Raw genomic sequence first — 13,577 nt, forward strand, 5'->3', positions numbered from 1 at the left:
GCGGTCACGATGCGCGCTTTCATGATGCCCCCACCCCATCCGGCGACCGGCACCGCTGTCAAGCGGCGTCCGCATGGTGGGGGCGCGTATTACCTCCAACAGGTGAATCGCATGGTCGCTACCAGATCCCGGCTTGACGGCCCGGTAATGACGCGCGTGTAATTTCAAACGTGTCGTGATGATCTCCGCACGGGGAGTGATCTTCTTCCGTGCGGACCAGGTAGGGCCAGGAGGCGTTGCGGTGGCCGAGGCCGCGGAGAACACAGAGGGCGCGGAAGAGGCTTGTCACGCCGAGGTGTACCGCATCTATCCGCTCCACAACGGGGTCGACGAGGACCGAGGCTGGCAGTCCCGCGCCCTGTGCGCGCAGACCGACCCCGAGTCCTTCTTCCCGGAGAAGGGCGGGTCGACCCGGGAGGCGAAGAAGATCTGCCTCAACTGCGAGGTGAAGGCCGAGTGCCTGTCCTACGCGCTGTCCAACGACGAGCGCTTCGGGATCTGGGGCGGGCTGTCCGAGCGCGAGCGCAGACGACTCAAGCGCGCCGCGGTGTGACGGCGATCTGTCCCATATGACCGCCGCCTGACGGCTGCCGGGCCGGTGGAAGAGGACCTGTGGAGGACTCTTCCGTCAAGGCCCTGCGGCCGTGTTCTCCTTGCACGACAACGCAATTCGGGCATAACGGCATAGCCGGTCGGTATCTGCGAACGCTCGCGTATGGTGGACCCTCAGTCCGCCCCCGAGCGGGGATTCCCGAGACCGGAGCCGGTGCCAGCGCAGTATGTCCCAGTACCCAGAATCCGGATACCGGACCGGCGGCCTGTCCGCCACCGGCCAGTTCGCCTCCGGCGGCTACGGCGGCCAGCCCGGCGGGACCGGCCAGTTCGCCGTGGCCGACGTCGACGCCCGCCGCCGGGCCGCCGCCGAGGCGGCGGTCAACGCCTTTCCGAACCACGTGGTCACCGCGGTGGTGGTCTCCCACGACGGCGCGCGCTGGCTGGAGGACTCCCTCAAGGGCCTGCTCGGGCAGCTGCGCGCGCCCCAGCGGATCCTGGCCGTGGACACCGGGTCCAAGGACGACTCGCTGGCCATCCTGGACGAGAACCTGGGTCCAGAGGCGGTGCTGCAGACCAAGCGCAACACCGGCTTCGGTACCGCCGTGAACCACGCGCTCAAGGCCGCCCCGGTCGCCGACTTCGACCTCTATGGCCGCGGCGACCAGGTGGTGGAGTGGCTGTGGCTCCTGCACGACGACTCCGAGCCCGCGCCGGACGCCCTGCTGCGGTTGTTGGAAGTGGGGGAGTACCACCCCGAGGCCGCGGTCATCGGCCCCAAGATCCGCGGCTGGCACGACCGCGAACAGCTGCTCGAGGTCGGCGTCACCGTCACCTCCGACGGCCGCCGCTGGACCGGCCTGGAGGACGGCGAGCACGACCAGGGCCAGCACGCCGAGCCGACCCGGGTGCTCTCGGTGTCCAGCGCCGGCATGCTCGTCCGGCGCGAGGTCTGGGACCGGCTGCGCGGCTTCGACCGCGCGATCCCGATGTTCCGCGACGACCTGGACTTCTGCTGGCGCGCCAACAACTCCGGCTACGACGTGCTCACCGCGCCGAAGGCGGTGTTCTGGCACGCCGAGGCGGCGACCCGCGGCGAGCGGCGGATCAGCGCCGGCGTCTCGCGGCCGCACTTCGAGGACCGCCAGCACGCGCTGTACGCGGTCACCGTCAACCACGCGGGCCGCTTCCCGATACTGACGTTCCTGCGGCTGTTCTTCTGGTCGCTGCTGCGCGCGATCGGCCTGGTGCTCAACAAGACGCCGCTGAAGGCCGCCGACGAGGTGCTGGCGGCGCTGGCGTACGCGGGCCGTATGGACCGCATCGTGCGCGCCCGGCGGGCCAGGGCGCGGACCCGGGCCCAGGGCCCGGTGGACCTGGACTCGCTGTTCCCGTCGCGCCTGCAGGTCTTCCGCCACACCTTCGAGGACGCGTTCGAGGGCTTCCGCTCCCGGAACCAGCGCGACGACGAGGCCGGCGGCGGCTCCATCGAGAGCGGTCCGGTCTCCGAGGAGGCCGAGTCCTTCGACTCCGGGACGCCGTGGCTGATCCGCGCGGTCCGGATGCCCGGGAACTTCGTGTGGATAGCGCTGACCGTCGTGATGATGGTGGCGGCGCGGAACCTGCTCACCGGCGGCCGGCTGATGGGCGGCTCGCTGCTGCCCGCGCCGGCCGGCGCCTCCGACCTGTGGCACGACTTCTTCGCCCCCTGGCACGGCGTCGCCACCGGCTCCACCTCTCCGGCGCCGCCGTACCTGGCGGTCGTGGCCCTGCTCGGCACCCTGCTGTTCGGCCACGCCAGCCTCGCGGTGACGGTCCTGCTGCTCGGCTCCGTGCCGCTGTCCGGGCTCACCGCCTTCGCGGTCCTCAAGCGCACCGTCTCCTCCAGCTCCCTGCGGGTCTGGGGATCGGCCGCCTACGCGCTGCTGCCCGCGGCCACCGGCGCGATCTCCGGTGGCCGGCTGGGCTCGGCGGTGGGTATCATCCTGCTGCCGCTGGCGGCCTCCGGGGTGCTGCTCGCCATAGGTGGCCCGGGGCGTAAGGGCTCGGTGCGCGCCGCGTGGCCCGCCGCCTTCGCGATCGCCATCGGCATGGCGTTCGCCCCGATCGTCTGGGTGCTGTGCGCGGTGCTCGCGGCCGGCGCCGCGATGACCGTGTTCTGGCGCTCCACCGCGGACTTCGCGACCGTGCTGGTCCGGCTGGCGATCCTGCTGGTGACCCCGATCGCGGTCCTGATGCCGTGGTCGCTCCAGCTGGTGAAGCACCCGGCGGCGTTCCTGCTGGAGCCCGGCCTGCCGCCGCTGCCCGGCAAGAACCCGGACCCCACGCACCTGCTGCTGGCCAACCCCGGCGGCCCGGGCACCTACGCCTACTGGATCACCGGCGGCCTGTTCCTGGCCGGCTTCGCCGGACTGCTGCGCAGCGGCCCGCGCCGCCGCCTGAGCTTCGCCGGCTGGACGCTGGCCCTGGCCGGCTTCTTCGCCGGCCTGCTGGCGCTCCAGGTGCGCCCGACCGGCCTGGCCGGCGGGCTGCCGCAGCAGCCGTGGAGCGGCGTGCCGACCGCGGCGATCGGCTTCGGCCTGATCGTGGCCGCGGTGATCGGCGCCGAGGGTGCGCGCGACTACTTCCAGGCCTCGCAGCTCAGCTGGCGCCAGCCGGCCGCGCTGGTGGTGGCGCTGGCCGCGGTCGCCACGCCGGTCATCGCGGCCGGCTGGTGGGTGACGCACGGCGTCGCCGGGCCGATCCAGCGCTCCGCCGCGGACTTCCGCCCGGCCGTGGTGTCGGTCCAGTCCCAGATGCCCGACCAGCCGCGGGCCCTGATCCTGGGATCCGGCGCGCAGACGGTGATCGGCTACGGCATCGTGCGGGACAACGGCGCCAGCCTCGGCGACGCCGACTACCAGGTCCCGAAGGCCGACGCGGACCGGATCAACACCCTGGTCGGCGGCCTGCTGTCGGACTCCGGCGGCAGCGAGCTGCAGGGGCTGGCGTCGCTCGGCGTCCGCTACGTCGTGGGTATGAAGACCCTGACCCCGGACTACGTCCACATCCTCGACGCCACCCCCGGCTTGGACCGGCAGTCGCAGATCCAGGGCGTCAACCTCTGGAAGATCGCCAACCCGGCTTCCCGGGTCTCGCTGCGCGGTCCGGGTACCAGCGACCCCAAGGCCCTGGTGCAGACCGCCGCGAACGACCGCACGATCACGGCCACCGTGGCCGCCGGCCAGGACGGCCGCCAGCTGGTGCTCGCCGAGGACGCGGACAGCAACTGGTCGGCCCGGATGAACGGCGCCGACCTGCCCCGGGTGACGGTCGACGGCTGGGCGCAGGGCTTCACGCTGCCGGCCGGCGGCGGCACGGTGACGGTGTCCTACTCGGACGCGTCGCGCACGGTGTGGCTGGTCGGCGAGGGCCTGATCTTCCTGTTCGCGCTGATCATGGCGCTGCCGACCGGCGGCCGGGTCGAGGAGCGGGGGCCGGGCTCCGACCCGGACGACTACGTCCCGCCGAGCCTGCCCGGCCAGTACACCCCGGAGCCGGACCCGGAGCCCGCGCCGGAACTCGCGCCGGAGCCCGAGCCGGAATACGAGCCGCAGTACGAGTACCCGCAGGAGCAGTACGCCCAGCAGGAGCAGTACACGCAACCGGAGCAGTACGCCCAGCAGGAGCAGTACGCGCAGCCGGATCCGTATGCGCAACCGGACCCATATGCGCAGCAGCAAGATCCATACGCGCAGCAGTACGAGCAGGACGCCTACGCGCAGCAGCCGGACCCGTACGCTCAGCAGCAGCAGCCCGAGGCGTACCCGGATCCGCAAGATCCCTATGCGCAGCAGCCGGCCGGCTACAGCGGCCAGGAATACGGCGGTCACGAATACGCCGCCGCCGAGTACAGCGGCGAGTACGAGAACCCCGAAGCGTACGGCGGCTACCTGCGCCCCGGCACCGGTGAGTACGAGCGCCCGGACTTCGAGCGCCCCGACTTCGAGACCGACGACTACCGGCAGGGAGGCTACCGATGACCCGGCCGAACCGTCCCGCGCCTCCCGGCGCGGAAGACCGCCCGCAGCGCCCAGCGCGCCCCGCCGGAGCACGTCCGACCGGCGCCGCGCCGCGCCCGACCGGCGGTGCGCCAAGAGGCCGCGCGCTGGCCAAGACCCGCACCTCCCCGATCTCCGCCTTCGGCGCCCTCGGCGTGGTCGCGGTGGTCCTGCTGGCCGGCCTCGGCTACGGGTTCTCCACCGGCACGCAGAACAAGAGCGCGGTCAGCGAGCAGACCTCGCGCACCCTGCCGGTCGGCAGCGCCACCGCGGTCTGCCAGGGCCAGATGGGCGCCGGCAACGACACCTCGACGTCGCTGACCACCTTCACTCCGTCGGGCAACGCCACGACCGGCACCGACGGCGCGAGCGTGCAGTACGTCGACGGCAAGCCGTTCGCCCCGTTGAAGATCGGGGCCGCCGGCACCCGTTCCAGCGCGCAGCAGGTCACGCAGTTCAACACGGTCACCAACGACGTCGGCGAGCTCCAGCCGGTGCCGCTGGTCCTGCAGGCCACCGGTTCCTACGCCCCGGGCTTCACCGCCGGCGAGCTGATCCGCAGCGACAGCGGCAACCAGCGGGGCATGGCCGCCTCGCCCTGCACCACTCCGAGCACCGACTTCTGGTTCGCCGGGGTCTCGGTCGGCACCACGGACCGCGACTCGTGGCTCTACATGGCGAACACCGACAACGCCCCGGCCACCGTCAACCTGACCTACTACGGCCAGGACGGCAAGATCGACACCGGCACCCTCGGCCACGACATCACGGTCCTGCCCCACACCTCGGTCAAGTACCAGCTCAGCAGCCCCCTCGGCGCCGCGGCCCAGGCCAGCGCCGTGGCCAGCGTGCACGTCAGCACCACCGAGGGCCGGGTCGCGGCCCAGGTCCTGGACATGGACAAGCCGCAGAAGAGCGACAACGGCACCGGCCGCGGCATGGACTTCATCCCCGCCCAGACGCCGGCCGTGGCCGCCGAGACCTCGCAGACCATCCCGGGCATCCCCGCCCCGGGGAACACCCTGACGAAGTTCGACCTGGTCATCACCTCCACCAGCGACGTGCCGGTCAGCATCGACCACGTCTACTGGTACGGCAAGCAGGGCCGGATCGAGCTGGCGGCGCAGACGCAGGACCCGGGCAAGGGCTACACCAAGCGCGACAGCCCGCTGAGCATCGCCCCGGACCACACGGTGATACTGAACATGACCTCGGCCGCGCAGGACCCGACCGAGTCGGCGGCGCTGCAGATCGTCGGCAGCGGCGGCTCGTTCGTGTCCGGGGTCCGGCTGGTCGAGACCGACCCGAAGAGCGGCACCCAGGACAGCGCCTACCTGGCCCCGACCCCGCCGGTGAGCAGCGAGGCGATCGTCAGCGACAGCAACGTCGGCGGCGCGGCCAAGAGCACGCTGATCCTCACCTCCGCCGGGAGCAAGGGGTCGACGGTCCAGGTGACCACCATCGGCGCCGACAACAAGCCGGCCGTCGACCAGGTGACGATCGCGGCCAACAGCACGGTCGCCTACACCCCGAAGGCCACCGGCTGGTTCACCACGATCGTCCAGCCGCAGCCGGGCTCGGACCCGCTCTACGGCGCGCGCATCCTGTCGGACCTGCCGGCCAAGGGCGGTATGCAGGTCACCGCAGAGACGCTGGAGGACGCCCGGGTGTCGGCGGCGGTGCCGCCGGTGGCGCCGGACCTGTCGGGCGCCGTCGCCCGCTGAGACGGAGCACAGCCGCCGGCCGAGCGTTCTGCTCGGCCGGCGGCTTTTGAGTCTCTATGTGTTATCTGAGATGACGTATATAGGGTGCAACACTCTATATATAGGAAAACGGACGGACTTCTCAGTCCTCCTCGTCCCGCCCCTCATCCACCTCGTCGGGCTCCATGCCCAGCAGCTCCGCGACTTGTTCGACGACCACTTCGTAGACCAGGTCCGCCAGCTCCGGCCGGCCCGCGGCCCGGGCCTCCACCGGCCGCCGGTACACCACGATCCGCACCGGCTCGCCGGGCCGGTCCGCGATCACCCGGCCCAGCGGCACGGCCTCTTCGCTCCAGTTCTCGGCGTCGGCCGGCGGGACCTCCTCGACCGCCAGCTCGATCTCGGCCAGCCGCGGCCAGCGCCGCTCCAGCCGTTCCACGGCGTCCAGCACCAGCTCGTCGAACTGCTCGGCGCGCGTCAACGCCAGCGGGACCTGCGGCGGGGCGAGGGGTCCGCGCAGACCCCGCCCCCGCCTGTCACGCGTATGCTTCCGGCGGCGGGGCTCCTGGCCGGCCCCCGACCTGATCGAGGCAGTGATGGGCACGCGTCGAGCGTAACCGCCGATCCGCCCCTCGGCGACAGTCATTCCCCACGTGTCGGGCAGACTGCGCCGTGACCTCGGCTTTCGCTCCGGGCGTGGCTCAGCGCGGGCTCGGTGTGAGCCCGGTCCGGGCTCGGTCCGGCGCTCGGTACCGGACTCGACGCGGGCTCGGTCCGCGCTCAGTGCTCGGGATCGGGCAGCGCCCGCAGGTGGCCCCGGGCCCGCGAGAGGACCGCACCGTCCCCGTCGTCCCCGTGCGCACCCCGGTCCCCACGGCTCCCGCGCTCCCCACGGGGCCCGCGAGCGGCCTCGCGTACCGCGTTCGCCAGTGCTTCGAGGTCGTCCGACGAGGGCTGCGAGGGGCCCGGATCGGGTTCGGTCAACCGCAGCACGGCCCACCCCCGCGGGGCGGTCAGCCGGGTCGAGTGCTCAGCGCACAGGTCGTAGCTGTGCGGCTCGATATAAGCGGCCAGAGGGCCGAGGACGGCGGTGGAGTCCGCGTACACGTACGTGAGCGTCGCGACGGCCGGACGGCTACACGCGGTTCGCGAACATCTGCGGGCTGGGCTCACTTGGTGGAGATTAGCGCTTGCCGGCGCGGATGGAACACTGGCACGCCCTACATCCGTGCGCGGGTCGTCCGGCTGGGTCCTCGCGCGGGCGCCGGAGCCGTGACCACCCGCTCCGCCGCGCCACCCTCGTCCGGCGACCACCGGACCACCGGGGCCCGCTGCCCGGGATAGGCTCGACCCACCTGAAACCAGACCTGAAAGCGGGAGCCAGTGTCAGCGTCGATTCCTTCTGGCCACGACTTGTCACAGATCGTCAAGGCATACGACGTACGCGGGGTGGTCCCGGACCAGCTCGACGAGACCGACACCGAGGCGGTCGGCGCGGCGTTCGCCGAGTTCGCGGGCGCGCCCTCGGTAGTGGTGGGCCACGACATGCGCCCGAGCTCGCCGGATCTGGCCGCGGCGTTCGCCCGCGGCGCCGCCTCGCGGGGCGTGGACGTCGTGGAGATCGGCTTGGCCTCCACGGACCTGCTCTACTTCGCCTCCGGCGCCCTGGACATGCCCGGCGCGATGTTCACGGCCAGTCACAACCCGGCGAAGTACAACGGGATCAAGATGTGCAAGGCCGGCGCCGCGCCGATCGGCCAGGACTCCGGCCTGGTGCAGATCCGCGAGGCCGCGCAGGCGATCATCGACGGGAACCCGCTGCCGCCGGCGGACAAGACCGGCACCGTCACCCGGCAGGCCATGCTCGACGACTACGCCGCGTACCTGAACAAGCTGGTCGACCTGTCGAAGATCCGCCCGCTGAAGGTGGTCGTCGACGCGGCGAACGGGATGGGCGGCTATACGGTTCCCACCGTCTTCAACGGCCTGCCGCTGGACGTCGTCGACCTCTACTTCGAGCTGGACGGCACCTTCCCGAACCACGAGGCGAACCCGCTGGACCCGAAGAACCTCGTCGACCTGCAGCGCGCGGTCGTCGAGCACCGGGCCGACCTCGGCCTGGCCTTCGACGGCGACGCCGACCGCTGTTTCGTGGTCGACGAGCGCGGCGAGCCCGTCGCCCCGTCCACGATCACCGCCCTGGTCGCGGTGCGCGAACTGGCCAAGCACCCGGGCGCCACGATCATCCACAACCTGATCACCTCGGCGGCGGTGCCGGAGATCGTGCGCGAGCACGGCGGCGTCCCGGTCCGCACCCGGGTCGGCCACTCCTTCATCAAGCAGGAGATGGCGAACACCGGCGCGGTCTTCGGCGGCGAGCACTCGGCGCACTACTACTTCCAGGACTTCTGGAAGGCCGACACCGGCATGCTGGCCGCGATGCACGTGCTGGCCGCGCTCGGCGAGCAGGACGCGCCGCTGTCGGAGCTGGCCTCGGACTACACCCGCTACGCGTCCTCCGGCGAGGTCAACAGCGAGGTCGCCGACCAGGCCGGCCGTTCGGCCGCGGTCCGGGCGGCGTTCGAGAGCCGTCCCGGCGTCACCGTGGACGAGCTCGACGGCCTGACCGTCACCGGTGACGGCTGGTGGTTCAATGTGCGACCGTCGAACACCGAGCCCCTGTTGCGCCTGAACATCGAGGCGGCCGACGCCGACGCGGTGGCCGCGCTGCGCGACGAGGTGCTGGCGATCGTCCGCGCCTGAGGTGCGAAACCGCCGGGCGGACCCGCACAATCGGTCCGCCCGCACCACCTTCCGACCCGACCTGATTGGAGCCCCGCCGTGATCGAGCCCTCCCTGCTGGAGATCCTGGCCTGCCCGAAGTGCCACTCGCCGCTGCGCGAGGAGGACGCCGCCTCCGCGCTCGCCTGCACCAACTCGGAGTGTGCGCTGGTGTACCCGGTCCGCGACGGCATCCCGGTCCTGCTCATCGACGAGGCGACGAAGGCCGCCTGAGCCCTCGGGCGGCCTTCGGCACCATCCGGGTGAGCAAGTAAGCCCCGCGAACCGCTACATTCATAAACGCAACGTCAGCCGACGAAACAGGAGAAACGCCGTGAGCGTCCTCACTCCGAGCGACTACAAGGTCGCTGACCTGTCCCTGGCCGAATTCGGCCGCAAGGAGATCACCCTCGCCGAGCACGAGATGCCCGGCCTGATGGCGATCCGCGCCGAGTACGCGGACGCGCAGCCCCTGCGCGGGGCGCGCATCTCGGGCTCACTGCACATGACGGTGCAGACCGCGGTCCTCATCGAGACCCTCGCGGCCCTCGGTGCCGAAGTGCGCTGGGCTTCCTGCAACATCTTCTCCACCCAGGACCACGCCGCCGCGGCGATCGTGGTCGGCCAGGGGACGCCGGAGGCTCCGGCCGGCATCCCGGTCTTCGCCTGGAAGGGCGAGACGCTGGAGGAGTACTGGTGGTGCACGGACCGGATGCTGCAGTGGCCGGACACCGGCGACGGCAACACCGGTCCGAACATGATCCTGGACGACGGTGGCGACGCCACCATGCTGGTCCACAAGGGCACGGAGTTCGAGAAGGCCGGCTCCGTGCCGGACGCCACGGACGCCGACAGCGAGGAGTTCCAGGTCTTCCTGGCGCTGCTGCGCAAGTCGCTGTCCGAGGACGGCAACCGCTGGACCGCCATCGGGGAGCGCATCAAGGGCGTCACCGAGGAGACGACCACCGGCGTGCACCGGCTGTACGAGATGGCCAAGGAGGGCTCGCTGCTCTTCCCGGCGATCAACGTCAACGACTCGGTCACCAAGAGCAAGTTCGACAACAAGTACGGCTGCCGCCACTCCCTGGTCGACGGCATCAACCGCGCCACCGACGTGCTGATCGGCGGCAAGGTCGCGGTCATCTGCGGCTACGGCGACGTCGGCAAGGGCTGCGCCGAGTCGCTGCGCGGCCAGGGCGCGCGCGTGATCATCACCGAGGTCGACCCGATCTGCGCGCTGCAGGCGGCGATGGACGGCTTCCAGGTGGCCACGCTGCAGGACGTCGTCGGGAGCGCGGACATCTTCGTCACCGCGACCGGCAACAAGGACATCATCATGGCGGCGGACATGACCGCGATGAAGCACCAGGCGATCGTCGGCAACATCGGCCACTTCGACAACGAGATCGACATGGCCGGCCTGGCCAAGATCCCGGGCATCGAGAAGGTCGAGGTCAAGCCGCAGGTCCACACCTGGAAGTTCCCGGACGGCAAGACGATCATCGTGCTCTCCGAGGGCCGCCTGCTGAACCTGGGCAACGCCACCGGCCACCCGAGCTTCGTGATGTCGAACTCGTTCACCAACCAGGTGATCGCGCAGATCGAGCTGTTCACGAAGACCGCGGAGTACCCGATCGGCGTGTACGTGCTGCCGAAGCACCTGGACGAGAAGGTGGCGCGGCTGCACCTGGACGCGCTCGGCGTGAAGCTGACGAAGCTGTCGCCGGATCAGGCCGCTTACATCGGCGTCGAGGTCGAGGGGCCGTACAAGCCGGAGCACTACCGGTACTGAGCTTCGGTACTGAGCTCCGGTACTGATCTGGTTCGAATCGCGTGTGTGAGGCCGGTCCCGCTTGGCGGGGCCGGCCTCGGCGTTTCACTTCGCGGAAGGGTGAGCGTTGGTGCGTGGTTCTAGAGCGGCGGCTTGAACCCGTCGCGGTCGGGCTCCGGCGCCGGCTCGGTTCCTGGCATCCGATCCTGGACCGGCGGCACCATCGAGCCCTGCCATGCCGCCGGAGCGGGTGCTGTGGGCGCTGGGGGCGTTGCGGGTGCCATGGGGGTGCCTGGCGGCGGCGTAGCCGGCGGACCCGGCGCTCCGGCGTAGGCCGGAGCCTGCCTCTGAGCCCGCTCCCACGCCGCCCGGTGAGCCGCCTCCGCGGCCCGCATCTGCCGTACCCGGCGTTCGGCGGTGATCGCCGCCAGGTAGGCCCACGGCGGGGTTCCGGGCGGCGGCGTCGCGACGTAACGGACGACTTCGGTGGCGACCTCGTGGCCCATGCGCGCGGCGACGTCCGGGCGCATCTCGTGCATGCGTGTCAGGTACTGGCGCGCGGACAGGGCCACGTCGTCCGGGAGCACCGACAGGTCCAACTGCTGTGCCCAGCCGAGCAACGGATACGGCATCGCCAGTGCCGCCATCCCGGCCGGGCTCACGCCGGCGTCCGGGGCCCGGTCGCGGACCACGACCGTCCCGGCGAGCCAGTCACCGGTGCGGCGCCCCTGCTTCGAGCAGAAGGAGGTCACCACGGCGAGCACACCGACTGTGGCGTAGAGGTCGAAGATGCCTGAGAGCGCGCGCACGAGCGCGTGCCGGAAACGCACCGGGCCGCCGTCGGTGCGCACCACGCGCAGTCCGAGCGCCATCTTGCCCAGCGTGCGTCCGCGGGCGACGGTCTCCAGCAGCGCCGGGTATCCGACCACCACCGCGACGGTTATGACGATCATGAGCCCGGCCATCACCGCGTCGTCGACCGCGCCGGCCGACGCCACCACTCCGAGCACGGCGGCGAGCACACCCAGCAGGCCGGCCTGGACGAGCAGGTCCAGCAGCCGGGCCAGCGCGCGGCTCGGCAGCTTGGCGAGCCGGAGATCCAGGGCCACGCCCTCGCCGATGACCAGGTCGCTCAAGGTCTTTGTCTCCACTCCGGGCTGACGTTGTTGCGGCAACGGTAGACGGCTCATACCGTGGGCGCACAGTTTCTCACCACAGATTCTCACCACAGACTTCCCATAGAGCGCTGGCTTCTCACAGAGGCGGGGTCTTCCTACACGTGGACATCGATGCATACGCAGCGGCCCACCGCGCGGAGTGGGCTCGCCTGGCGCAGTTGTCGAACCGGAGCCGCGCTCTGGACGGCGGCGAGGCGGACGAACTTGTCGCGCTCTACCAGAACGTCGCCACGCATCTGTCTGTAGTGAGGTCCGCGGCGCCGGACGCTGTAGTGGTCGGCCACCTGTCGTCCCTCCTGGCGACCGCGCGCGGCGCCATCGCCGGACCGCGTGTTCCGGCCTGGAGAGAGATCCTGTACTTCTTCACCGACGGTTTTCCGGCGGCTCTCTATAGAGCGCGACGCTGGTGGATCGCCACTGCGGTGATCTCACTTGTGGCCGCGTTCTTCATGGGCTGGTACATCGCCGCCAATCCGCGGGTGCAGGGGGAGCTGGCCTCACCGGATCTCGTGAACGGGGTGTTCCGGCCCGGTGGGCAGTTCGAGACGTATTACACGGAGTTCAGTCCGGGGTCGTTCGGCTTCAAGGTATGGGTGAACAACGCCTGGGTGTCCGCACTGGCGCTCTTCGGAGGGGTGACGCTGGTCTTCCCCTTCGTCGCCATGTACATGAACACGGCGAACCTGGCGATCGACGGCGGGTTCATGGCGGCGCACGGACGCTTCGGCACGTTCCTGTCGCTCGTCGCCCCGCACGGGATGTTGGAACTCACCGCGGTGTTCGTCGCCGGCGGCTGCGGGATGCGCATCGCGTGGACGCTTCTCTCGCCGGGACCGCGGACTCGCGGCGAGGCGCTGGGGGAGCAGGGGCGGGTGCTCGGGACGATGGCGCTCGGGTTGGCGTGCGTGCTGTTGGTGTCAGGTTCGATCGAGGGGTTCGTGACCGGGCACACGTCCGCTCCGGTGCGGCTCACGATCGGTTTCACGGCGGAGACGCTGTTCCTCGTGTACGTGTTCTTCGTTGGTCGCCGGGCCGCGCTGCGCGGCGAAACAGGCGACGTCAGCAGGGCCGACAGGGCAGACGTGGTACCCACGAGGGCTTAGTCGGGCCGCCGGGATCCGATCAGCGAACCGATGGTTTCAGCCCTCTGAGTGATGGGTAGACACCGTCGATTCGTCTGCGACCTCAGACATGTGCCATACTTACAGGGTTCCCCTCCATGAACTGGCGACGGCCATCAGGTTGACACGCGTGTTCGGGGAGCGTAAGCTAGAGGGGTTGCTGTCAAGCAGGAACGGCGGGCGAGAGCCCAAAGAAACCATGCTAGAGTAACCAAGCCGCCGGGGCAAGGGTTCGAAAAAGAATCCTGAACCGGCAATCGCAATCAAACGAAAGTTGAAATTGCGAGTAACGCGGAGGATCTGCTAAGATCTAAAGCGAAGCAAGGCAAGAAAGATAAAAGAAAAACAGCAAGACCTGACAACGCCGGGTCGCAGCCGATCGGAACGAAGGTTCCGGGACGAGTGGTTCGGGCGTCTGTTTCTTGAGAACT

General features: G+C 70.4%; 10 protein-coding genes. 7 read left to right on the forward strand and 3 right to left on the reverse strand.

Annotated elements, in window-relative coordinates:
• Positions 1–295: 295 nt before the first annotated feature.
• The 3 genes from ABH920_RS49260 to ABH920_RS49270 all read left to right on the forward strand — a co-directional run bounded on the left by ABH920_RS49260 (position 296) and on the right by ABH920_RS49270 (position 6,316).
• Positions 296–553, forward strand: coding sequence for a WhiB family transcriptional regulator (locus tag ABH920_RS49260; RefSeq protein ID WP_194915663.1), 258 nt, complete (start codon positions 296–298; stop codon positions 551–553).
• 226 nt (positions 554–779) lie between these two features.
• Positions 780–4,574: a glycosyltransferase gene (locus ABH920_RS49265; protein WP_370356687.1), complete on the forward strand. Its 3,795-nt coding sequence runs from the start codon at positions 780–782 to the stop codon at positions 4,572–4,574.
• Positions 4,571–6,316 (forward strand): DUF5719 family protein, encoded by a 1,746-nt coding sequence (locus ABH920_RS49270; RefSeq protein WP_370356689.1) that lies wholly within the window; start codon positions 4,571–4,573, stop codon positions 6,314–6,316. The genes ABH920_RS49265 and ABH920_RS49270 overlap by 4 nt, the downstream gene beginning before the upstream one ends.
• A 121-nt stretch (positions 6,317–6,437) precedes the next feature.
• Here ABH920_RS49270 and ABH920_RS49275 read toward each other — a convergent pair whose 3' ends face one another.
• Both ABH920_RS49275 and ABH920_RS49280 read right to left on the reverse strand, forming a co-directional pair.
• Entirely contained in the window at positions 6,438–6,941 is a 504-nt protein-coding gene (locus ABH920_RS49275) for a metallopeptidase family protein (protein ID WP_370356691.1), read from the reverse strand.
• 134 nt (positions 6,942–7,075) lie between these two features.
• Positions 7,076–7,468 (reverse strand): DUF3499 domain-containing protein, encoded by a 393-nt coding sequence (locus ABH920_RS49280; RefSeq protein ID WP_370356693.1) that lies wholly within the window; start codon positions 7,466–7,468, stop codon positions 7,076–7,078.
• Between the two features lie 240 nt (positions 7,469–7,708).
• Between ABH920_RS49280 and ABH920_RS49285 the strand changes: the two genes are divergently transcribed.
• The 3 genes from ABH920_RS49285 (at position 7,709) to ahcY (ending at position 10,868) form a co-directional block, all read left to right on the forward strand.
• A complete protein-coding gene (locus tag ABH920_RS49285) occupies positions 7,709–9,058 on the forward strand; it encodes a phosphomannomutase/phosphoglucomutase (protein ID WP_370356695.1) in 1,350 nt (449 codons plus the stop codon).
• A gap of 78 nt (positions 9,059–9,136) precedes the next feature.
• Complete coding sequence (locus tag ABH920_RS49290) at positions 9,137–9,310, forward strand: Trm112 family protein (protein WP_370356697.1); 174 nt, start codon at positions 9,137–9,139, stop codon at positions 9,308–9,310.
• 100 nt (positions 9,311–9,410) lie between these two features.
• Positions 9,411–10,868 carry an adenosylhomocysteinase gene (gene ahcY / locus ABH920_RS49295; protein WP_370356699.1) on the forward strand — a complete coding sequence of 486 codons (1,458 nt, stop codon included), beginning with the start codon at positions 9,411–9,413 and terminating at the stop codon, positions 10,866–10,868.
• A gap of 119 nt (positions 10,869–10,987) precedes the next feature.
• Here the strand turns inward: ahcY and ABH920_RS49300 are convergent, their stop codons facing one another.
• The gene (locus tag ABH920_RS49300) at positions 10,988–11,983 is read right to left on the reverse strand and encodes an RDD family protein (protein WP_370356701.1); all 996 of its coding nucleotides are present in this window, start codon (positions 11,981–11,983) and stop codon (positions 10,988–10,990) included.
• A 143-nt stretch (positions 11,984–12,126) separates the two neighbouring features.
• Here ABH920_RS49300 and ABH920_RS49305 point away from each other — a divergent pair, with 143 nt between their 5' ends.
• Positions 12,127–13,128 carry a stage II sporulation protein M gene (locus ABH920_RS49305; RefSeq protein WP_370356703.1) on the forward strand — a complete coding sequence of 334 codons (1,002 nt, stop codon included), beginning with the start codon at positions 12,127–12,129 and terminating at the stop codon, positions 13,126–13,128.
• Positions 13,129–13,577 lie beyond the last annotated feature (449 nt).

It is taken from the genome of Catenulispora sp. EB89, from assembly GCF_041261445.1.
GTDB lineage: Bacteria > Actinomycetota > Actinomycetes > Streptomycetales > Catenulisporaceae > Catenulispora.

Excerpts from the sequence above, each read along its gene's own strand:
- ABH920_RS49270 (WP_370356689.1), top strand. The coding sequence starts at position 4,571 with ATGACCCGGCCGAACCGTCCCGCGCCTCCCGGCGCGGAAGACCGCCCG.
- ABH920_RS49265 (WP_370356687.1), top strand. The coding sequence starts at position 780 with ATGTCCCAGTACCCAGAATCCGGATACCGGACCGGCGGCCTGTCCGCC.
- ABH920_RS49275 (WP_370356691.1), bottom strand. The coding sequence starts at position 6,941 with ATGACTGTCGCCGAGGGGCGGATCGGCGGTTACGCTCGACGCGTGCCC.